Origin of the sequence: Paenalcaligenes sp. Me131 (assembly GCF_050487225.1) — a bacterium.
In the GTDB taxonomy this organism is placed as follows: domain Bacteria; phylum Pseudomonadota; class Gammaproteobacteria; order Burkholderiales; family Burkholderiaceae_B; genus Paenalcaligenes.
Genome location: NZ_JBKQGY010000002.1, coordinates 527072 through 549956 on the forward strand (window position 1 = coordinate 527072; position 22885 = coordinate 549956).

The window sequence follows — 22885 nt, forward strand, 5'->3', positions numbered from 1 at the left end:
ACGATGAAACTGAAACACCTGACACTAACGCTAGCGGTAACTGGGTTGAGTAGCTTGGCTTCTGTACAAGCCGCACCACTCAAAATTGCTTTAGTGGAAACTCTGTCTGGCCCTCAAGCGTCTACCGGTCTGCTGTACCGCACCGCTGTGAAATACGAGTTGGACAAAATCAACCAAGCTGGTGGCTGGAACGGTGAAGCCATCGAGATCATGGAATACGACAACCAAGGCGGTCCTGCTGGTGCGTCGGACAAAGTGAAAGCCGCAATTGCTGATGGCGCTGACATCATCATCCAAGGCTCTTCTTCTGCGGTTTCTGGTCAAATCACCGAAGACATCCGCAAACACAACATCCGTAACCGTGGCAAAGAAGTGCTGTACCTGAACATGGGCGGCGAAGCACTGGAATTGACAGCTGACAAATGCCACTTCTACCACTTCCGCTTCACCACCAACGCCCCTATTCGTGTGAAAACACTGGTTAACGCCATGCAAGAAGACGGCGTGCTGGGCTCCAAAGTCTATGCCATGAACCAGAACTACTCCTGGGGTGGTGACATGGAATACGCGACCGAGCAGCAAGCGGCCGCTAACAACTACACCGTGGTAGAAAAAACGCTGCACGATGTAAACCGCATTCAAGACTTCGCTCCTTACGCTAACCGCATCAAAAACAGCGGTGCGGAGACGGTGATTACTGGCAACTGGTCCAACGACTTGTTGTTGCTGATGAAAGCCACGCGTGATGCGGGCCTGAAAGTACGTTTCGGCACGGTGTTCTTGGATCAGCCAGGTAACATCGCCAACGCGGGTGATTTGGCTCTGGGCCACTACATTTCCCACGCGTTCAACATTGAAGCCAATGATGCTGCCAAACAATTTGCTGAGGACTACAAAGCGGTCACTGGCCACTACCCCACTTACGTAGAGCCACAAACCGTATTTGGTATCCAGATGCTGGGCGAAGCACTGCGTAATACTGCTGCAAACGCCGACGGCAAAATGGACGCCACACAACTGGCTCTGAATTTGGAGAACGTCACACTGGCAGGCCCATTGGGTGAAATCGCTATTCGTGCTGACGACCACCAAGTCATGTTGCCTATCGTGGTATCTCAAGTATCGCGTGACGCTGAATACAAAGTAGACGGCACCGATATGGGCTTTAGCGTGGTCAAACTCTTTACGGGTGCAGACGCGGTTAACCCCGTAGAACAAACCTGCTCCATGAAGCGTCCTTCCTAATCGCTGTTCCTATACGCCAGCCATACGTTAATGGCTGGCGTCTTCACCTCTATAGTCTCTAGCCCCTGATAGCTCTACCTATTGCGCTTGGCAGAGCCTATACATATAACCTAGGCAAAAAAGGCATACGCATGGAGTTTTTTGTTGTGTCCCTGCTGAACGGTAGCATCTACGGATTGCTATTGTTCATGGTCTCCGCCGGCCTGACCCTCATTTTCGGCATGATGGGCGTTCTGAACTTCGCCCATACCTCTTTCTACATGGTTGGTGCCTACTTGGCCTACACCTTGCAGAAATACATAGGCTACTGGCCTGCAATCGTCATTGCCCCCATTTTGGTTGGGCTGATCGGTGCTTTTGTTGAGCGCTACATGTTGCGCCGCGTACACCAATACGGGCATGGTCATCAGTTACTACTGACTTTTGGTGTGTCTTTCATCATCACCGAAGTCATCAAACTGTTTTACGGTAACTACCCTGTGGATTACCGCGTACCCGAAGCGTTGAACTTCTCGGCGTTCAGCATTTTCGGTACGAACTACCCCTTCTACCGCTTGCTGATCGGTGCCACATCCTTGCTGATGTTTGCCCTGATCTACCTGCTGTTAACCCGCACCCGCGTTGGGATTGTGGTGCGTTCCGCCATCTACAAACCACGCATGGGCGAGGCTTTGGGCCACAACGTGCCTATGGTGTTCATGGGCGTATTCGCCGTGGGTGCTGGTTTGGCCGGTCTGGCTGGTGCTGTGGCTGGTGCGTTCTACACCACCAACCCCAACATGGCACTAGAACTAGGCGTACTGGTGTTTGTGGTGGTAGTTGTAGGGGGGTTGGGTTCTCTGGGCGGCGCTATGCTGTCCTCCCTCATCATCGGTTTGGTGTCGTCCTTTGCCGTAGGCATAGATTGGAGCCTCGCCGACCTGTTCAACCTAGTTGGTCTGGGTGAATGGGCTCGCGCTACCGGTGGCCTACTCACACTGAAAGTTTCTTCCATGGCAGCCACGATTCCCTTCTTGCTCATGCTACTGGTGTTATTGATCCGTCCGTCGGGTCTGATGGGAAATAGGGAGTAATACGGTGAAACGCGTTTTTCTGTTTGTAGTGCTGATTGTCGCGCTTGCGCTAGCACCTTCTTACCTAACTCCTGCCCTGCTAAATGCTGCTATCCAGATGCTGATCGCAGTCTTGTTTGCGACGGCCTTTAACGTGTTGGCAGGCCAAGGCGGCATGCTGTCATTTGGTCACGCGGCCTACTTCGCTATCGGTACCTTCGCCACCATTCACGCCATGAATGCGGTAGACGGTATGGGCTTGTTGCCTACGCCTTTGCTGCCATTACTGGGCGCATTGGCCGGCTGTTTACTGGGTGTTGTAGCAGGTTGGTTCTCTACCCAACGTAGCGGTGTGTATTTCTCTATGATCACACTAGCCTTGGCTGAACTGTTGCACGCTCTGGCACCACACCTTAAAGGGGTGTTTGGTGGCGAAGGCGGTATCTCTGCCATGCGTATGCCTGCGTGGGGCTTTGACTTCGGTACGTCTACCGAGGTGTATTACCTGACGTTGGTCTGGGCGCTGATTGCTATCACTCTGCTGTTCTACTTCACTCGCACACCATTGGGTCGCTTGTGTAACGGCTTGCGCGAAAACACCAATCGCTTGCGCTTCTTGGGCTACAACGTGCACCGTCTGCGTGTGATGGTATTCACTATCTCTGCCACCTTTGCAGGTCTGGCCGGTGGTTTGCAAGCCATGCACAACGAAGCAGCCAACTACGTGCTGTTCGACATGACACTGTCTACCCAAGCCGTGCTGTTCTCGTACATCGGTGGTATTGCCAGTTTCTTTGGCCCAGCCCTAGGCGCTGCCGTCATGAGCTTCTTCGGTTATGCCGTGTCTGACCTGACTCGCTCATGGTTGCTGTACCAAGGCATTATCTTCGTTCTGGTCATGATGTTCTTGCCTGCGGGTTTATTCAGCATTCTGCAATGGTGGCAACGCAGCAGCCTGCGTCACAACGTGCTCGTACTCATCGGTGCGCTACTGGTGTGGACGCTGGGTGTAGTGGCGGGTGGAGCCGGTATTGTGCTCATCGTTGAGCTACTAGGCCGCATTCTCAGCCCCGACTACCACGTCGCAGCCAATATGGATTGGCCTGCTATCCAGTTGTTTGGACAAGCGTGGGTACCTAATGCCGTCATGACATGGGTATGGCCTATATTGCTGGTCATCCTTGGCGTCATCATCACTACGACCATGACACGTAAATGGCAAGCCATGAACGAGGAACAATAGCCATGACGTCTACTGCTCATTCCCCTATTCTGACGATCAAGGATTTGCATAAATCCTTTGGTGAGTCACACATCATGCGCGGCGTTAACCTGACGCTGGAAAAAGGCGAACGCCACGCGATTATTGGTCCTAACGGTGCCGGTAAATCCACACTGTTTCACCTGATCTCAGGGCTGTTGCGCCCAAGTAGCGGCACCATACAGTTGGATTCGCGTCCTATTCAGGGCATGGACCCACAACGTATTAACCGCCTAGGGTTAGCGCGCTCTTTTCAGATCACTAACGTGTTTCCTGGCCTCAGCGTATTTGAAAACCTGCGCTTAGGTGTGATGCGTCGTCACAAGCTGGACTACAACTTCTGGCGTCCAGCCTCACGTGCTAAAGCGGTAACTGCTGAAGTCGATGTACTGCTTGAAAACGTGCGCTTAAGTGCCCACCGCGACACACTGGCTGGCGAGCTGAGCTATTCCGAACAGCGTTCGTTGGAAATCGGTATTGCCCTAACCTCTGACCCTAGCGTGCTGCTGTTGGATGAGCCTATGGCCGGTATGTCCCGCGAGGAAACTGACTACACCACAGGCCTCATTAAAGAGCTTAGCCAAGGTCGTAGCCTCATGATCGTTGAACACGACATGGATGTGGTGTTCTCGTTGAGCGACCGCATCAGTGTGCTGGTGTACGGGCAAATTATTGCCACTGGCACACCCGAAGAAATCCGCAACAACAAACTCGTACAAGAAGCCTATCTGGGTACGGAGGTACAGGCATGAGTACAGCCCAATCCCCTCTATTGCGTGTGCAAGACTTGCACGCCCACTACGGCAAAAGCCACATCCTTCATGGCGTGAGCTTTGAAGTGCAACAAGGTGAGGTGCTTAGCCTACTAGGTCGTAATGGTACAGGTCGTTCCACCACACTCAAAGCCATCATGGGCATGTTGACGCCCACCTCTGGCAACGTGGTGTTGGATGGCCAAGAATTGGCAGGCAAACCCGCCTACCAAATCGCCCGTGCAGGTATCGCTTATGTACCCGAGGAACGCGACATTTTTGCCAACCTCACCGTAGACGAAAACTTGCTAATGGGCATGCAGCCCAAGCGCGCCAACGCACCGGTGTGGAATGTAGAGCAAATGTTTGACTACTTTCCTCGCCTTAAAGAGCGCCGCAACACACTGGCCGGCAACTTGTCTGGTGGTGAACAGCAAATGCTCACCATTTGTAGATCGTTGTTGGGTAACCCTCGCCTGATCTTGGTGGATGAACCCACCGAAGGTTTAGCCCCCAAGATTGTAGAAGTGGTGGGCGAAGCGCTTGCCGACATTAATAAACGTGGCGTCTCCATTATTTTGGTAGAGCAAAAGCTCACCATTGCCATGAAGATTTCTTCCAGCGTCTGCGTATTGGGTCACGGCACCGTGGTGTTCCGTGGCACACCAGACGCTTTGCTAGGCGATGCCCAGCTCTTGAAAAACTGGTTGGCCGTATGAGCGATCTACAGACCACCCGTTGTAACGCATTCACTTCCCAGCCTGTGCTGGACGCTAGTTCTGAACCTAATTTTCCCATGTGAGTTTCACTATGCCAGACATTACCCCTTTGCAATCCCAGGCTCCCTGGGTTGAATTCCAGATTACCGACAGTGATTGGAAAAACGCAGACCCAGCGGTACTGGGTACGCTGCTCACGCATGTACACCTGATTCGTGCTTTTGAAGAAACCGTCGTTGGCCTTGCCATGGAAGGCTTGGTACACGGCCCTGCACACTCCAGCGTGGGTCAGGAAGGTGGTGCAGCAGGTTCGCTAGCGTTCCTGCGCACGACTGACCAAATCAACGGCTCACACCGTGGTCACCACCAATTCTTGAGTAAAGCACTGGCGCACATCCACCCTAACGGCATGTCTCCTACCGCCGAGCTGGGCGCTAACACCACCGCCCTGTTGCAACGCACATTGGCGGAAATCCTGGGCTTGTCGCAAGGTTTTTGCCAAGGCCGTGGCGGTTCCATGCACTTGCGCTGGGACGATGCGGGTGTGCTGGGTACGAATGCGATTGTGGGCGGTGGTATTCCGTTGGCAGCTGGTGCTGCATGGGCGCACAAACACGCGGGTACTAGCGATGTAGCCATCACCTACTTTGGTGACGGTGCAGTGAACATTGGTTCTGCGCTAGAAACCATGAACTTGGCTGCGGCATGGAAACTGCCACTATGCTTCTTCATTGAAAACAACCGCTACGCTGTATCCACATCCGTAGAAGAAGCTACTGCTGAGCCTCGTCTGTCTGCGCGTGGTCAAGCCTTCAACATTCCTAGCTGGAAAGTAGATGGCATGAACCCACTGGCCGTGCACTTGGCGATGGAACAAGCGCTGGAGCACATGCGTACAGGCCGTGGCCCAACCATTATTGAGGCTGACCTATACCGCTTCTACCACCAGAACGGTGGCTTTGCCGGTAGCGCCTTTGGTTACCGCAGCAAAGAAGAAGAACAGCAATGGCGCGAACGTGATCCAGTGGCGCTGATGAACACCAAAATGGTGGAATTGGGTCTGATCACGGCTGACGACATTGAGCAATTGCAAAACCGCATTCAGCAAGCCATGAAAAATGCGGCTGACGCGCTGGTAGAAGCTGACCCTGATGGCAAAGCAGGCAAACGTCGTATTCGTCCTGAACTGTGGCCTGCTCCACACTTCCGTGACGTAGGGTTGCGTGGCGACCTGAGCGAAATGAATGGCGTCGCAACGGTAGAGCAAGACAACTTCACCTCCTCCCTAGAGAATCGCAAATTCATCGACGTGGTTGCTGATGTGATGGGCCGACGCATGGAAACTGACCCCGGCGTGGTCATCATGGGTGAAGACGTACACCGTCTGAAAGGCGGTACTAACGGTGCAACTCGTGGTTTGTCTGATCGTTTCCCTGATCGCGTTTTGGGCACACCTATTAGCGAAAACGCTTTCGCTGGTTTGGGTGGTGGTCTGGCGATGGATGGCCGCTACAGACCTGTAGTGGAATTCATGTACCCCGACTTCATGTGGGTAGCCGCTGACCAAATCTTCAACCAGATTGGCAAAGTGCGTCACATGTTTGGTGGCGACATCAATGTGCCACTGGTACTGCGCAGCAAAGTGGCAATGGGCAGCGGCTATGGTTCGCAACACTCTATGGACCCAGCAGGTATTTTTGCGACTAGCCCAGGTTGGCGCATTGTGGCTCCATCTACGCCTTTCGACTACGTAGGCCTGATGAACACGGCGCTGAAACTGAACGACCCCGTTCTGGTGATCGAACACATTGACCTGTACGCCTCCAGCGGTTTGGCCCCCACTGACGACTTGGATTACTGCTTGCCAGTAGGTAAAGCCGCCGTACGTCGTGAAGGTAAAGCCCTCACCATCCTGACCTACTTGTCCATGGTTCAGCACAGCTTGGAAGCCGTAGAGCAAACGGGCGTTGATGCTGAAGTGATCGATTTGCGTTGGCTGGATCAAGCTAGCTTGGATTGGGACACTATCGGTGAAAGTATCCGCAAAACGAACAACGTGTTGATCGTAGAACAAGGTGCTAGAGGCACCTCCTACGGTGGCTGGTTGGCCGATGAAATTCAACGCCGTTACTTCGACTGGTTGGATCAGCCTATTCAACGTGTCACCGGTGGCGAAGCCTCCCCAAGTATTTCCAAAGTGCTGGAACGTGCTGCCCACGCCCGTACTGAAGAAGTAGTTGAAGGCTTGCAACGCGTACAACAAGGTCAAGGCCTGAACTAGGAGCATCACATGAGCACTACGATGGTCTCCCCTTTGGAAGTAGGTATTTGCTGCCGCGACCTTCCTGCCCTGCAACGCTTCTACGAAGAAGGGCTGGGTTGCACGGCTAAGAGCCTCATTCACGTGCCTGCTGACAAAGCCATGCACGCTGCCATGTCAGCCCATGGCTACAGCGTCGTGCGACTGCAAACCACCAACGGCGAACGCATCAAGTTACTACAACCTGATGCCGCCCCCTTGGATGCAGAGACCGACCTACCCTTTTTGTTGGACCGTGCGGGCAGCTTCTACCTCACCTTTATCGTGGCAGATATTGATGCTGCGATACAGCGCTTACAACAGGCAGGCGCGCAATTCTTAACAGGCGATCGTCGCGTCGAAGTACGCGATGGCGTCTACCTTGCCTTCTGCAAAGACCCTGAAGGCAACGTATTGGAATTGGTCACTTACGCTGACCTGCACGCCTACCGTAATGATTTGGAAAACAGGAATTAAGCCATGGCTACCCTTATAACCATGCCCGGCGTTGCTGCCGGCAATGACGCCGCTCAAATCTTGAGTTGGTTGAAAAAAGAAGGTGAAGCCGTCAACCTGAATGACGAGCTTCTGGAAGTAGAAACCGACAAAGCGGTTGTTGAAGTCGCGTCCGAAGCCTCGGGCACCTTGGCACGTATTTTGGTGCCTGCTGGTCAGTCTGCAGAAGTGGGCGCACCCATCGCCGTTATCTTGGCTGCTGGTGAAGGCGATGCTGAACTGCAAGCCGCATTGGCAGACATTCCACAAGCGGCCACGGCTGCACCCGCTGTGGTCGAGCCTACCGCTACCACCACAACCGCTGCTACACCTGCACCCGTCGCTGCTGTAGCCCCTACGGGTCGCATCTTTGCTAGCCCCTTGGCTCGCCGACTGGCGCTGGAAGCTGGCCTGAATTTGGCCACTATCAACGGCAGTGGCCCACATGGTCGCATCATTAAAAAAGATGTACTGAAAGCGCAAGCTCAACCTGCACCTGCAGTGGCTAGCGCAGCAACTGCTGCACCGACCGCCGCCGGCAATGCCGCTTACACCGCGCAACCGCACAGCGCAATGCGCCGTACTATCGCTAGACGCCTAACAGAAAGCAAATCCACAGTACCGCACTTCTACTTGCAAGCAGAATGCCGTGTGGATGCCCTGTTGGCACTACGTGCGCAAATCAACCAAACTGCTAGCCAAAAAGTCTCGGTCAATGACCTGATCGTCAAAGCTGTCGCCGTCACCTTGCAAGCCATGCCAGAGATGAACGTCAGTTGGACAGACGAGGCGTTACTGCAGTATCACGATGTGGATATCTCAGTGGCTGTGTCCACAGACTCTGGCTTGATTACCCCAGTGGTACGTAACGCCAACAATCTGTCGTTGTCCGCCCTAAGCCAAAACGTACGTCAACTGGCAGAACGCGCACGCGACGGTAAGTTGCAGCCTCACGAATACCAAGGCGGCAGCTTCACCATCAGCAACTTGGGCATGTACGGTGTGCAAAACTTTGCTGCCATCATCAACCCACCACAAGCCGCCATTCTGGCAGTAGGTGCTGCAGAGCGCCGCGTGATTGCCGAGGGTGATGACATGGTCATTGCACAAATGCTAAGCATGACACTGTCGGTAGACCACCGCGCGATTGATGGTGCCTTGGCGGCACGTTGGTTAGCCCGCTTCAAAGAAACACTAGAAGCACCGCTTTCCATTCTGATTTAAGGCCTGCCATGACTACCTCAACTTTTGACGTCACCATCATTGGTGGTGGGCCTGGTGGTTACGTTGCTGCCATCCGTGCAGCACAACTGGGCTTGCGCACTGCGTTGGTGGAAAAAGAGCATCTAGGCGGCATCTGCTTGAACTGGGGATGCATCCCCACCAAAGCCTTGCTGCGCTCTGCCGATGTGTTGCGTCTGATCCGTGACTCTGCCAGCTTTGGGATCCAATGCGCCGAACCCACGGTGGACTTAGCTGCCATCGTGCAGCGCTCACGTGGCGTGTCCTCTCAACTGCAACGTGGTGTAAAACACCTGATGCAGAAAAACGGCGTGCAAGTCTTTAACGGGCACGGCAAGCTGGGCAGCCCTGCTGCGTCAGGGCTCAACATCGTGGTAGAGCAAGCCGACGGTAGCACCCAAGCGCTGCACACCAAAGATCTCATCCTCGCTACTGGCGCTCGTGCCCGTACCCTACCTATGTTCCCCGTAGATGGGCAATCGGTGTGGAGCTACAAAGAAGCGTTAGTGCCTACTGCCGTACCTAAATCGCTCACCATTATTGGCGCGGGCGTGATCGGTATTGAGTTTGCAAGTTTCTACCGCGCGTTGGGTGCCGACGTACACGTAGTAGAAATGGGCGATAAGATTTTGGCCTCTGAAGATGGCGAAGTCTCCCAGCATGTAGCCAAAGCCTTACAGCGTGACGGCATACACCTGCACTTGGGCTGCCGTATTCAAGAAGCCAAGAAACAAGGCCAAGGTTGGACACTACAGTTAGAAGGCTCTATCGGTGCCAAAACCCTGCAAGCCGATGTAGTGTTAGTTGCCGCAGGCATTGTGGGCAACACCGAAAACTTGGGCCTAGAAAACTACGCTGTAAAAGTGGAAAACACCCACATCATGACGCAAGATTTCAGTGCCACAGGACACCCACATATCTACGCCATTGGTGACGTAGCCGGTGCACCGTGGTTGGCACACAAAGCCTCGCACGAAGCCGTTATTTGTGTGGAGCATATTGCTGGTCTGAATCCACACCCTCTGTGTGCTGAACGTATTCCTGCTTGCATTTACAGTCACCCACAAGTGGCTCACGTGGGCCTAACCGAAGAACAAGCCAACGCCACTGGCCGCGCGCTACGCATCGGTAAATTCCCATTAGCCGCCAACGGTAAAGCCTTGGCGATGGGAACCCCCGACGGTTTCGTGAAAGTCATTTTTGATGAGCAAAGCGGTGAGTTATTGGGTGCCCACATGGTGGGTGATGAAGTCACCGAACTCATCCAAGGCTACGGCGTTGCGATGCAGTTAGAAACCACCGAAGCAGAGTTGATGCAAACCGTGTTTGCTCACCCCACGCTATCGGAGTCTATGCATGAAGCGGTGCTAGACGCTTACCAACGCGCGTTGCATTACTAACCAAAACCATACCGCCAGAACACTCAAAGCAGTTCTGGTGGTATGCTTTTTTCTGATTTACAACGGTACGCCGCACATCTCTTGCAGCGTCTCTTTAGTAATATCAGCATAAATTTCACGTACACTAAAACCACCTGTAGCTGTGATGTCAAACACCGCTATATCCGTATACACACGGTCTACGCACCGCAATCCGGTCACAGGGTAAGTACATTGCTCCACCAGCTTACACTCCCCCTCTCTGGTAAACAGCTCCATCATTACATAGACCTGCTTAGCCCCTACCGATAAATCCATAGCACCACCCACTGCTGGTATAGCATTAGGCTGATTGGTATGCCAATTTGCCAGGTCTCCCGTGGCTGAGACTTGAAATGCACCTAGAATGCAAAAATCTATATGCCCCCCCCTAATCATGGCAAACGAATCTGCATGATTAAAGTAAGCCCCGCCTTTGCGCAGCGTCACATACTGCTTACCAGCATTAATCAGATCCTCATCTTCTTCCCCCGCTGCTGGTGCAGGCCCCATTCCTAATACGCCATTCTCACTATGTAGAATAATTTCTTTATCAGGGTTTAAATACTCCGTCACCATGGTGGGCATGCCTATGCCTAAATTCACAATCGCACCGGCGGGAATATCTTGAGCAACACGTACTGCAATTTCTTGTCGTGATAGTCGTTTCACTGTCTTTCCCCTTTACCTAATGCGACTACGCGCTGAACAAATAAGCTGGGGGTGACCACCTGCTCTGGATCTAACTCACCTAGCTCTACCACCTGATCCACTTGCACAATGGCAGTCTTCGCCGCAGAGGCCATAACCGGCCCAAAATTTCTGGCCGTTTTACTGTAGATAAGGTTTCCCCAACGGTCCGCCTTATGCGCTTTGATCAATGCAAAATCAGCTGTAAGCGCTTCTTCAAACACATAACCCTTGTCATTAATCACGCGCGTCTCTTTGCCCTCTGCCAACAAGGTGCCATACGCTGTTGGCGTATAAAAGCCACCTAAACCTGCCCCACCTGCACGGATACGCTCAGCCAAGGTGCCTTGTGGCACCAACTCAAGCTCAATCAATCCTGCGTGATAAAGCTCATCAAAAACATGGGAATCTGCTTGTCTAGGAAAGGAACAGATAATCTTGCTGACCTGCCTTGCCTTGAGCAATGCAGCTAAACCGGTGTCACCATTACCTGCATTGTTATTGATGATTGTTAGGTTTTTTACCCCAGTAGCAATCACAGCATCAATTAGCTCCGCAGGCATACCTGCTAAGCCAAACCCCCCAATCATGATAGTGGCGCCATCATGAATCACAGACACAGCCTCAGCAGCTGATGGATAGATTTTATTAATCATAAATTCCTGGAACGAGTAAGTCTCTCAAATGCGAATGCCCACACATATCTCCACCCTGTTCTGTATCATTATTTATGAACTATATTTCGTTATGCGAACATTTGTTTGATATTAGGTGTGGCAATTACTAATGTCAAGAGACTGCTATACCTCGTTTCAGATTTAGGGAAAATACGTATATAAAATTCCGCTTATTACTCACGTCACAAAAGGGACAAATTTGGGGCTCTGCTATAATCACAGCCTTTTCTGCACTTTCAAGATTCAACCTAACGCCTTGACAGATATAGACCAAAAACCCAACGATCAACCCACCAGCCGACCCGGTGATGGCTTTGTTCAGTCCTTTGCACGAGGACTAACCGTTATCCGCACGTTTAATGCAGATAACCCTGAGCAAACACTCAGTGAAGTCGCCGCAGCAGCTGGCTTAACAAGGGCTGGTGCACGCCGTATTCTGCTCACGCTTATCGCCTTAGGTTACGTGCAAGCTGAAGGCCGACAGTTCCGGCTTACCCCTAAAATTTTGGATCTAGGCTTTAGCTATCTCAGTTCCATGCCCTTCTGGAACTTGGCAGAACCCGTTATAGAAGCATTGGTTTCTACTGTGCATGAAAGCTCGTCTGCCGCCGTGTTGGACGGTAACGAGATCGTATATGTAGTAAGGGTCCCTACCCGTAAGATCATGACAGTCAGCCTTTCCATAGGCAGTCGTTTACCAGCGTTTTGGACGTCATTAGGACGTGTACTGCTCTCTGGACTGACGGATGATCAGATCTTAATGCTATTGGAACAAACCGACTTCGTGCAGCACACCCCACGCACACTAATCACTCCCGGCAGCTTACTAACCGAGATTCGTAATGTACGTAAACAGGGCTGGGCCTTAGTCGACCAAGAGCTAGAGGATGGCCTAATGTCTATCGCAGCCCCCATCGTAGATCGCCAAGGGCGCACCATTGCTGCTATTAATATTAGTGGTAACGTACAGCGTAAGACCGCTTCAGAAATGCAAGAAACCTTCTTGCCTCCCCTGCTTGCGGCTAGCCAGAAGATTTCTAACTTGTTGAAAAAACGCTAGTCACCAAACACATTTTAAAAAGGCGCCTTAGCTGCATAGCATAAGGCGCTTTTTTATGTATTACGCTGGCTCAAACCCTCTATTTTCGCGTCATTCAAATCTCTATTTTTGTTCTAAATGCGAACATGAATACGCTTGACAAACAAAATATGTTGGTGCACCATTCTTTAAACAGGTGATAAAAATCACTTTTAGATCAATAAAAATAGTACATCCAAGAGAGACGCTAACACCTATCTCTTGGTAGTTACATACTTAGGAGATAGCAAGATGCCAACTGCAGAAACGCCATCAATTACGACCCTCATGAGTCAAGGTGGCCGTCCAGCTAACAGTCAACGGGAAATCAAGATCATCGACACTACGCTACGTGATGCTCATCAAAGCTTGTGGGCTACGCGTATGCGTACTGAGCACATTGTAAGAATGGCGCCATTATTTGATGAAGCTGGCTGTGAGCAGGTGGACTTAGTCGCTCCTATTCAGTTTGACGTTGCAGTACGCTATCTAAAAGAAGACCCATGGGAACGCGTACGGTTAGCTCACCAATATGCTCCCAATACAAAATTCAGAGCCTTAATACGTTCTAAAAATATTGCCGCCTTCGACTTTTTGGCTGACGATGTTATTGAGGCATGGGTAGAAAGACTGTACGCCAACGGTTTCAGAGTGATTGGCTCTTTCGATGGCCTCAACGACATGGACAATATTGCGGCAGGCTTACGCAAGGCTAAAGAGCTGGGCGCCTCTACCTTTGGCGCCTTATCCTTCTGCGAAAGCCCTGTGCACACCGATGAGCTCTATGTACGTAAAGCCAAGGAACTCATTGAAAAAGCAGACGTAGACGCCATTATGCTTAAAGATGCAGGCGGCTTACTCACCCCTGATCGTATACGTACATTAGTACCCGCCATTAAAGCCGTTATTGGCGATCGCGTGCTCGAGCTACATAGCCACTGCTTAACGGGCTTAGCACCTTTGGTTTACCTAGAAGCCGTAGAGCTTGGTTGCGACGCCTTGCACACCTCTATTGCCCCATTGGCAAACGGCGCCGGCCAGCCAGCCACCCAAGATATCATCCGTGACCTTAAAGCTTTAGGCTATGTAGTTAATGTAGACACGGACAAGGTCCAACAAATCAGCGACGTTATTACCGAGATCGCTGAAACCGAGAACAAACCTTTAGGTAAGCCCGTAGCTTATAACGGCCTGCATTTTATGCACCAGCTACCAGGCGGCATGCTCTCTAACTTCAAATCACAATTAGAAACTGTGGGGCTGGCTGATCGCTTTGATGAGCTGCTATATGAAATCGCACGCGTACGTGCCGAACTCGCTTACCCCATTATGATCACCCCTTTTGCACAGTTCGTAGGCACACAAGCCGCGATGAATGTCATGTCGGGTGATAGATACTCTGTGGTGCCTAACGAAATCAAGAAATATGCACTAGGCCATTACGGCAAATTACTCGCTCCTATAGAGCCCTCTGTTCTTGAAAAAATTGTCAAAAATGGCCCATCTGATATAGCTGAAAAACCTTCATCTATACCGCCAATGTTGCCCTCATTACGTCAACGCTACCCACATGACAGCATCGATCACCTACTGCTACGTGCCATGTTTGCTGGCACACAGGTAGACGAAATGCTACGTGCTATAGAGAACGGTGAAAAAACAGATGTGCCTTATCCAATTCTTGAGCTAATTAAAGACCTAGCCTCTAAAAAGGAGCAGGGTCGAATCACACTAAAAGCTAATGGTTTAGAAATTAATATAGATAAAGGAGACAACTAATGTCACAAAAAATTGACCTCAATGAAGCTAAAGCCATTATTAACTGGGTTAACTTAAATGATGACATTCGCGAGCTATCATTAAAGTATGGTGGCTTAGAATTATTTATTTCCAGAAACCAACACAGTGCCCCTTCGGCTACCGCTCCTACCCCCGTTGCTGCCGCACCAGTGCCCGCCTCTGTTAGTAGCCCAGTTGTCGCTGCTCCCGCAGCTCCAGTAACAGCCCCCGTCACGAACACTAAAAACTACCAACCTGCCGCAGACGAAATTGTCATTCGAGCACCTATGGTTGGTACGTTCTACGCCTCTCCTAAACCAGGCGACCCCGCATTCGTTAAAGAAGGGGACGAAGTGAATGCTCAGTCCGTACTGTGCATTATTGAGGTCATGAAATTGATGAATAACATCGAAGCAGGCGTCACTGGTGTGGTACACAAAATACTGGTTCAAAATGAACAACCCGTTGAGTACAACCAAGCTCTGATCGTTATTAAGCTCAAATAATAAGCACACGGAGAGGTTCATGCCTAAACTTTTGAACAGTGTACTGATTGCTAACCGAGGTGAAATTGCTCTGCGCATTATTCGTGCTTGCAAAGAACTCGGTATAAACAGTGTACTGGCTTACTCCGAGGCCGATGCTGACTCGCTACCGGTTCAACTTGCTGATCAAGCTGTATGCATAGGCCCGCCACAAGCTCGCATGAGCTATCAAAACCAACAGGCCTTGGTGAGTCTAGCGCTGTCCTATGGCGTAGATGCCATTCACCCTGGTTATGGTTTCCTGGCCGAAAATGCTGACTTTGCTCGCCTATGTGAAGAACAAAACATCATTTTTGTTGGCCCCTCTGCCCAGATCATCCATCAGATGGGCAACAAAATTGAAGCGCGTCAGCTAGCCCAAAAAGCTGGTGTACCCACTATACCTGGCTCTGAAGGCTCTATTTCTGAAGCTGACGAAGCCTTAGCAGTCGCTACCCAAGTAGGCTTTCCTCTGCTAATTAAAGCAGCAGCAGGCGGAGGTGGCCGCGGTATGCGTGTAGTGAAATCCAAAGACACATTAGCCAAAGACCTTACAGAAATTATGTCTGAAGCGGAAGTCGCCTTTGGTGATCCCTCTGTCTACATTGAGCGCTACTTAACCGACATACGTCATATAGAAGTACAAGTGTTATCCGACAACGAGAAAACGCTGCACGTAGGTGAGCGCGATTGCACTGCTCAACGACGTAACCAGAAACTCATTGAAGAAGGCCCCTCACCTGTACTGAGCACCGAGTTACGTAACGATCTCTATAACGCAGCAATCAACCTTTGTAATGCTGTAGGTTACAGAAACGCAGGCACTGTAGAGTTCGTGTTTGATAACGTTGAGCGCAAGTTCTACTTTATTGAAATGAACACACGTATTCAGGTAGAACACCCCGTGACCGAAATGATTACGGGCATTGACCTGATTAAGGCTCAATTGCAGATTGCTAGCGGTTTCACACTAGAGCTAACGCAAGACGATATACGAATCACTGGTCACGCTATTGAGTGCCGGATTAACGCCGAAGACCCCACCAAGAACTTCATGCCTAACCCCGGCACCATTACCTACTTCCGCCCTGCAGGTGGATTTGGCGTCAGGATGGATAGCCACATCCAAACTGGATACACCATCCCTCCTTTCTACGACTCCATGGTAGGCAAATTAATTTGCTGGGGCAAAGACCGTGATGAGGCCATTGCCCGCATGATCCGAGCCTTGGATGAAACGCAAATTGAAGGCGTCTGCACCACAGCCTCCTTTCACCGCGAACTGCTTAGTCACCCGCAGTTTCAATCAGGCGAATTCAACACTGCCTTTGTAACAGCAACGATGCTAAACAAAGAAAGCTAACCCTTTCTTCTGCTGCTGCACGCGACAACGCCCAGCAATGCTGGGCGTTTTTCTATTCATCACAACCCCTCTCCATGCGCCACAACAGCAATACTCTGGCATATGCCACCGCGGCCCTAATCCCTACATAGCTTTTGTTAGACATCCATACCTGCTTAACCCTCATGCCATAAAAAAGCCCCCTATTATTTTAAATAGGGGACTTCTAAATAGAACGCTAGAAACTATTAAGCTACTGATAAATAACGCTGATGCGTCTCTACATCATCTTTTAAATCTTGGCTAGTAGCACTATGTACCACACGCCCTTTCTCTAGAATATAGGCACGCTCTGCATGCTGTAATGCAAAATGCACGCTTTGGTCAGTAAACAAAATCGTCGTAGTATCACGCAATGCATCAATAAGAGCACCGATTTGTTTCACAATCACTGGCGCCAAACCCTCGTTAGGCTCATCCAATAGCAATAGCTCTGGTTCACACATTAATGAGCGTGCCACCGCTAGCATTTGCTGCTGACCACCCGACAGATTACCCGCATCACGATTCGCCAATTCGGCCAGCATGGGGTACTCGTCTAAAATACGCTCTACAGACCATTTGGGCTGTACCCCTGGTCGTATATAACGTGCTACCTCTAAGTTTTCTTTAACTGTTAAGCTAGCAAAGACGCGCCTATCTTCAGGTACTAAACCTATACCCTGACGGGCAATCTGATACGGTGCTAGACGTGTAATGTCCTTACCATTAAACAAAATTTGCCCTCTACGTGCTGGCGTCCACCCCACAATACTTTTTAAGGTGGTACTTTTCCCGGCTCCATTACGTCCTAACAAACATACTGTTTCTCCTGCCTTGAGCTCTATAGACACACCTTGCAGTGCGTGACTCTCGCCATAGTACGTGTGTATATCGTTTACTTGCAGCATTAGGTCACTCCTCCTCACCCAGATAAGCCACTCGTACCTCTCGATTCTGACGCACTTCTTCTGGCGTACCTATTACTAAGCATTGCCCTCTGTGCATCACCATAATCCTATCGGCCAGTGAAAACACCACTTCCATATCATGCTCAGTAATCAAGAAGGTGTATTCTCCAGTTTCTGCCAGCTTTTTCACCAATGCCGTGACCCGCTTGGTTTCATCTGGCGTCATGCCGGCTGTAGGCTCATCTAACAACACTACGTGTGGGTCAGTCGCCAACACCACCGCTATCTCTAAGAGCCGCTTATCACCGTAGCTGATGGTACCCGCACGTTGATGTGCTAACTCTAGTAGTGCTAAGCGCTCTAATAAGACATCAGCTTTCAGCTGTATCTCTGTATTGTTGCTATATAGGTTATACCAACGCTTACTTTGACCATAAAACGCCGTAAGCGCCACCTCCACATTTTCCCGCACAGTCATTTCAGGAAAAATATTATTAATCTGGAAGGATCGCGATATACCTAGTCGGCTAATACGATGTGGCGGAAGGCCTGTGATATCTCTACCTTCCAACAACACTTGTCCGCTAGTAGGCGGCATACGGCCTGACAACATATTATAAAAAGTGGTCTTACCTGCACCGTTAGGGCCAATAATGGCCAACGTTTCTTTAGGCTGCACACGTAAACTCACACCAGAAATAGCGGCCACTCCACCAAAACTCTTGTGTAAGTCTCTGATTTCTAAAATAGGCGTACTCATTATTTTTTACGCTCCTCTCGCCAAACCACGAACGTTCCCAATACGCCATGACGGAAAAACATGACCATCAACGCCAATACAATCCCTAAAATCAGCATCCAGTTTTGTGTAAAGGAAGTGATCCAGGTCTCTAGCAGTACAAAGATAGCTGCGCCTAAGAATGGGCCAAAAAAATAGCCCACCCCACCAAGAATCGTCATTAATACTGGCTCTGCCGACATGGACCAATGCATTAACTCAGGGCTAGCAATACGTAGGAACGGTGCCATTAAGCCACCCGCCAACCCAGCAAAAGCTCCGCTGACCACAAAGGAGGCAAGACGATAATGGCGTATATTCAGACCACAAAAAGCAACCCGTTCTGAGTTCAGCCTAATGGCACGCAATATCAACCCAAAAGAGGAATGGCTAATGAGATATAACAATGCCGTTGCTGCCACTACTATGCCCAACACCACGTAGTAGTACACCATTGGATTACCTAAGTTCAAATCAATGCCTAAGCCAAACTCCTCTAACGAAAAGCCAGACAGCCCATCACTACCACCAGTCACATCACGCCACTGGTGAGCCACACTGTAAGCCAACATACCAAACGCTAGTGTCAGCATGGCAAAGTAAATTTCATTCAATCGAACACTAAATACCCCAATAATAAAGGCTAATAAAGAACCCACTACTGCCGAAATAATCAAACACACGATTAACGGCCACTGTAACCACAACAGAATCATCCCCGTGGCATATGCGCCTATACCAAAGAATGCAGCATGACCAAAGCTCAACATGCCGGTATAACCAAAAACCAAATTAAAGCTTGCTGCAAACAAACCCAATATTAATATTTCTGTTGCAAGGAAAATATAAAAATAAGGTGCTACCCAAGGAATTGAAATGAATGCGGCCAGAACAACCAAGAGAACAAATAATAGCGTGTATTTTTTCATTTATGCCTCCCACCCATCAACCCATAAGGCTTAAACAGCAGCACTAAAGCCATCCCAATAAAAGGAAGCAGCAAATTAATCTCTGGGAAGTATCTACCACCAAAACCATGAATCAACCCTAGAACCATTGCACCAATCAAGGTTCCAGAAAAATTCCCCAACCCTCCGATGACTACAATAATGAAACTTTCTATGATAATTTTGTCGCCCATACCAGGGTCTATTGCTCGCATAGGAGCGGCGATTACACCGCCTGCCGCCGCTAACCATGCACCAAATGCGAACACAGCGGTAATAACAAATTTTGTATTAATACATACCAACTGAGCCATGTCTCTATCCATCGCAGCTGCTCGTACAACTCTTCCTAATCGTGTACGGTTAAAACCCCACCACAAGATAGCCAAACACAGAAGCCCCATCACAATGACAAACACACTATATTTAGGGTATTTAATTCCCCAGAATGAAAATGTCCCTGTCAGTAAATTTGGAGGATCAATAATATAAATACCTGTACCCCATATCAACCTAATAGATTCATTAATAATTAACATTAATGCAAATGTTAAAAGCAACGAATCAGATACATCGCGGTTATATACAAACCTAAGCATGCATCTTTCAATAAAGATAGCTAAGATTACTGCGGCAAATGGGGCCACAATGATTGCCAACCAAAATGGCATTCCCAACATCACAATACAGCTATAGCCCACATATGCACCCAGCATATATAAGGCACCGTGTGCGAAGTTCACTATATTCAGCACACCGAAGATAATATTCAGGCCTATCGCAATGATGAATAGCAATAAGGCAATATCAAGACTACTTAGTAAGGCCGCAAAAAAACTAGCCATAAAGACCACCTCAAGATGAATTTGGTGCCTTTTTACAGGCACCAAATTGTGAAACGGCGTACTAGACCTTGCACTCAGTCTGCTCTAAAGATGGTGAAACTTGTGCACCATCAAAGTTATGAATTTCAACCAAGGAACGCACACCGTCACCGCTCATAGGACCTGCTCTACCCCATGTTGGCCCTATCAACGCCTGGTTATCACCTACGCGGAAAGTACGCTCTGCCGCTGGCGTGTTGATCGTCAAACCAGATAGCGCGACAGCAATGTCTTCAGGTTTTGTTGAACCAGCTTTCTCGATGGCCGCTTTAATGGCATATACAGCAGAGTACGCACCCTCAGCGTTATAGCTAGGTGGCGTTTTGTACAGTTTTTTATAGTTATCTACGAAGGTTTTGTTAATGTCCGTATCATGTGAGTCATACCAGTAACGCGTGCCCAACCATACCCCTTCAGGCATCTGCTCCCCCAATGCTGCTAGCGCCTCGGTCGCAGCCCCTACAGTGAACATAATCTCGTAGTCTTGTTCAAAAAAACCTAGGTTGTTAGCTTGTCGAACAAAGTTCACCAAGTCCCCCCCCCAGACAGAGATCAACACACCATCCGGTTTTTGTTCCATGATGTTATTGATAAACGGCGTGAAGTCTTCCGCACCAAAACGAGGGAATGCCGTCTCTTTCATGATTTCCACATCGGGGCTTAGCGCACTCAAGTTCTCACTGAACAGCTCCCACGATTCATGCCCAAACGCATAGTCTGGCCCAATGGTGGTCCAGCGCTTTTTACCTGTAGCCGCAGCCAGCTCTGCTGCTGCCCGCATATTCTGAGCTTCATTCACTGAGATGCGGTAGGTATAAGCATTACACAACTTACCCGTCGCATGAGGGGTTGCCGCATGCGTAATGATGAGGGGTGTTTTTAGCTCTTTCATCACCGGCACCAAACCTAACGCCACACCTGAGCTATCAATACCCACCAAGGCGTTTACGTTGTCTTGGTAAACCAGTTTGCGAGCCGCCTGAATACCAGTTGCCGCTTTACCCTGATCATCCTCCATCAACAACTGCATCTGCTGCCCCAAAACACCACCAGAACTGTTAATTTCATCTATGGCCATTTTCATGCCTTGAGAGGCGAACTCTCCATAACTTGCAGCGCTACCAGACAAGATATATAGCCCACCGATTTTCACGGTGTCTGCTTGTGCCCCTACACTCATGCCCATCAACATCGACGATGCAGCAGTGGCTACCAAAATAGAACGTAGTTTCATGTCATCTCCTATCACCCCCATTCACCACCGGATTGTGGTTATCTGGGATTTCTAAGTCTTTTTATGTACCAACAAAACCAGAAGCAGGTGCAGCCTCTCCTTAACTACTTAAAAAATCTTCTCTGCCAATTAGGAACCGCCTTATGATTGAATGCCTCCAAGGCACATCTCTTCTTTTTAGATGCGCTCTATAACCATCGCTATTCCTTGCCCTACCCCTATACACATCGTGCATAGCGCATACTTACCGTGTATACGATGCAACTGATTTACTGCCGTTAAGACTAGTCTGGCTCCACTTGCCCCCAGAGGATGCCCTAAGGCAATAGCCCCCCCATTGGGGTTTACGTGCTCCGCATCATCTGCCAGTCCCACATGACGCATCACAGCCAAGGCTTGAGCAGCAAATGCCTCATTCAGTTCCACAACGTCCATTTGGCTGATGTGTAGGCCAGTACGTGTTAATACATTTTCTATAGCTTTAGCCGGACCAAACCCCATAATCCTTGGCTCTAGTCCAGAAGTCGCCATAGCTATAATGCGAGCTCTAGGCACAAGGCCATGCTCTTTCACTGCTTTTTCTGATGCAATAATCATCGCACATGCACCATCGTTTACCCCTGATGCATTGCCTGCCGTCACCGTACCGCCATCACGAAAAGGTGTACTTAATCTTGCCAACGCCTCTAGGGTAGTGGCTCGTGGATGCTCATCCACGTCTATTGCAATAGCTTCGCCTTTGCGCTGTGGCAGATACACCGGCACAATTTCTTCAGCCATATAACCCGCAGCAATCGCCCGCTCTGCGCGTTGCTGACTACGCAGCGCGAACGCATCTTGATCCGCTCTAGAAACACCAAATACTGCAGCTACGTTCTCAGCAGTTTCAGGCATAGAGTCCACACCATAGGTTTTCTTCATGGCAGGATTAATAAACCGCCATCCAATAGTGGTATCAAACAATCCGTTCGCACTGCGATCAAAAGCCTTCTCTGCTTTACCCATCACAAACGGGGCCCTGGACATAGATTCCACACCACCTGCCAGCACTAAATCGGCTTCGTGTGACTTAATCATCCGTGCTGCGGTACCAATGGCATCCATACCTGATCCGCACAGCCTATTTATCGTGGCACCCGGCACCGTCACGGGTAGCCCCGCCAATAGGGAAGACATACGTGCTACGTTGCGGTTATCCTCGCCTGCTTGATTAGCACAACCAAATAACACTTCATCTATGCACGCAGGGTCTAAAGAAGAGTTGCGGGCTAATAATGCTTTCAAAGGAACGGCACCTAGATCATCCGCCCTAACGGTAGAAAGCCCACCGCCATAACGCCCAAAAGCTGTACGAACAGCATCACAAATAAAAGCGTTTTCCATTAGTATTTCCACCCATGTTTGTTCTATATATGAACATTAGTTCTTTTTTGATCATAATACATCGGCTTTATTACATCTGCACACAGGGTTTACCCTTGACGTTTTTGTCTTAATCGAAAATGGAAATAGGAATAGA

Annotated in this window: 21 protein-coding genes; 13 read left to right on the forward strand and 8 right to left on the reverse strand. The window is 49.9% G+C overall.

Translation table 11 applies throughout. From position 1 onward, the window contains the following. Positions 1–3: 3 nt before the first annotated feature. From ACLPHM_RS10580 to lpdA, 9 genes are all read left to right on the forward strand, one after another. The gene (locus tag ACLPHM_RS10580; protein WP_430221197.1) at positions 4–1245 is read left to right on the forward strand and encodes a branched-chain amino acid ABC transporter substrate-binding protein; all 1242 of its coding nucleotides are present in this window, start codon (positions 4–6) and stop codon (positions 1243–1245) included. Between the two features lie 131 nt (positions 1246–1376). Further along, on the forward strand, positions 1377–2318 hold the full coding sequence (locus tag ACLPHM_RS10585) for a branched-chain amino acid ABC transporter permease (protein ID WP_430221198.1): 942 nt from the start codon (positions 1377–1379) through the stop codon (positions 2316–2318). Positions 2319–2322: 4 nt separating this feature from the next. After that, on the forward strand, positions 2323–3540 hold the full coding sequence (locus tag ACLPHM_RS10590) for a branched-chain amino acid ABC transporter permease (protein ID WP_430221199.1): 1218 nt from the start codon (positions 2323–2325) through the stop codon (positions 3538–3540). A gap of 2 nt (positions 3541–3542) precedes the next feature. Then, positions 3543–4310, forward strand: coding sequence for an ABC transporter ATP-binding protein (locus tag ACLPHM_RS10595; RefSeq protein ID WP_135863296.1), 768 nt, complete (start codon positions 3543–3545; stop codon positions 4308–4310). After that, a complete protein-coding gene (locus tag ACLPHM_RS10600) occupies positions 4307–5029 on the forward strand; it encodes an ABC transporter ATP-binding protein (RefSeq protein WP_430221200.1) in 723 nt (240 codons plus the stop codon). Before ACLPHM_RS10595 ends, ACLPHM_RS10600 begins: the two co-directional genes overlap by 4 nt. A gap of 91 nt (positions 5030–5120) precedes the next feature. Continuing rightward, positions 5121–7310, forward strand: coding sequence for an alpha-ketoacid dehydrogenase subunit alpha/beta (locus tag ACLPHM_RS10605; protein WP_430221201.1), 2190 nt, complete (start codon positions 5121–5123; stop codon positions 7308–7310). Between the two features lie 9 nt (positions 7311–7319). Continuing rightward, on the forward strand, positions 7320–7805 hold the full coding sequence (locus tag ACLPHM_RS10610; protein WP_430221202.1) for a VOC family protein: 486 nt from the start codon (positions 7320–7322) through the stop codon (positions 7803–7805). Between the two features lie 3 nt (positions 7806–7808). Beyond that, positions 7809–9047, forward strand: coding sequence for a pyruvate dehydrogenase complex dihydrolipoamide acetyltransferase (locus tag ACLPHM_RS10615; protein ID WP_430221203.1), 1239 nt, complete (start codon positions 7809–7811; stop codon positions 9045–9047). Between the two features lie 8 nt (positions 9048–9055). Then, the gene (lpdA, locus tag ACLPHM_RS10620) at positions 9056–10465 is read left to right on the forward strand and encodes a dihydrolipoyl dehydrogenase (protein WP_430221204.1); all 1410 of its coding nucleotides are present in this window, start codon (positions 9056–9058) and stop codon (positions 10463–10465) included. A gap of 57 nt (positions 10466–10522) precedes the next feature. On the opposite strand, the gene ACLPHM_RS10625 is transcribed toward lpdA, so the two are convergent. Beyond that, positions 10523–11155 (reverse strand): 3-oxoacid CoA-transferase subunit B, encoded by a 633-nt coding sequence (locus tag ACLPHM_RS10625; protein WP_430221205.1) that lies wholly within the window; start codon positions 11153–11155, stop codon positions 10523–10525. Continuing rightward, complete coding sequence (locus tag ACLPHM_RS10630) at positions 11152–11829, reverse strand: 3-oxoacid CoA-transferase subunit A (protein ID WP_430221206.1); 678 nt, start codon at positions 11827–11829, stop codon at positions 11152–11154. The genes ACLPHM_RS10625 and ACLPHM_RS10630 overlap by 4 nt, the downstream gene beginning before the upstream one ends. Before the next feature lie 277 nt (positions 11830–12106). On the opposite strand from ACLPHM_RS10630, the gene ACLPHM_RS10635 reads away from it, so the two are divergent. From ACLPHM_RS10635 to accC, 4 genes are all read left to right on the forward strand, one after another. Then, on the forward strand, positions 12107–12910 hold the full coding sequence (locus ACLPHM_RS10635; protein ID WP_430221207.1) for an IclR family transcriptional regulator domain-containing protein: 804 nt from the start codon (positions 12107–12109) through the stop codon (positions 12908–12910). A gap of 270 nt (positions 12911–13180) precedes the next feature. Further along, positions 13181–14707: a pyruvate carboxylase subunit B gene (locus ACLPHM_RS10640; RefSeq protein WP_430221208.1), complete on the forward strand. Its 1527-nt coding sequence runs from the start codon at positions 13181–13183 to the stop codon at positions 14705–14707. After that, complete coding sequence (gene accB, locus ACLPHM_RS10645) at positions 14707–15213, forward strand: acetyl-CoA carboxylase biotin carboxyl carrier protein (protein WP_430221209.1); 507 nt, start codon at positions 14707–14709, stop codon at positions 15211–15213. The genes ACLPHM_RS10640 and accB overlap by 1 nt, the downstream gene beginning before the upstream one ends. Positions 15214–15232: 19 nt before the next feature. Then, positions 15233–16594, forward strand: coding sequence for an acetyl-CoA carboxylase biotin carboxylase subunit (gene accC, locus ACLPHM_RS10650; protein ID WP_430221210.1), 1362 nt, complete (start codon positions 15233–15235; stop codon positions 16592–16594). 227 nt (positions 16595–16821) lie between these two features. On the opposite strand, the gene ACLPHM_RS10655 is transcribed toward accC, so the two are convergent. From ACLPHM_RS10655 to pcaF, 6 genes are all read right to left on the reverse strand, one after another. Then, entirely contained in the window at positions 16822–17523 is a 702-nt protein-coding gene (locus ACLPHM_RS10655; RefSeq protein WP_430221211.1) for an ABC transporter ATP-binding protein, read from the reverse strand. 4 nt (positions 17524–17527) lie between these two features. After that, a complete protein-coding gene (locus tag ACLPHM_RS10660) occupies positions 17528–18283 on the reverse strand; it encodes an ABC transporter ATP-binding protein (protein WP_430221212.1) in 756 nt (251 codons plus the stop codon). Further along, entirely contained in the window at positions 18283–19230 is a 948-nt protein-coding gene (locus tag ACLPHM_RS10665) for a branched-chain amino acid ABC transporter permease (protein ID WP_430221213.1), read from the reverse strand. Before ACLPHM_RS10665 ends, ACLPHM_RS10660 begins: the two co-directional genes overlap by 1 nt. After that, on the reverse strand, positions 19227–20093 hold the full coding sequence (locus ACLPHM_RS10670; RefSeq protein WP_430221214.1) for a branched-chain amino acid ABC transporter permease: 867 nt from the start codon (positions 20091–20093) through the stop codon (positions 19227–19229). The genes ACLPHM_RS10665 and ACLPHM_RS10670 overlap by 4 nt, the downstream gene beginning before the upstream one ends. 61 nt (positions 20094–20154) lie before the next feature. After that, positions 20155–21366 carry an ABC transporter substrate-binding protein gene (locus tag ACLPHM_RS10675; RefSeq protein WP_430221216.1) on the reverse strand — a complete coding sequence of 404 codons (1212 nt, stop codon included), beginning with the start codon at positions 21364–21366 and terminating at the stop codon, positions 20155–20157. Positions 21367–21543: 177 nt separating this feature from the next. Next, positions 21544–22749 carry a 3-oxoadipyl-CoA thiolase gene (gene pcaF, locus ACLPHM_RS10680; RefSeq protein ID WP_430221217.1) on the reverse strand — a complete coding sequence of 402 codons (1206 nt, stop codon included), beginning with the start codon at positions 22747–22749 and terminating at the stop codon, positions 21544–21546. Positions 22750–22885 lie beyond the last annotated feature (136 nt).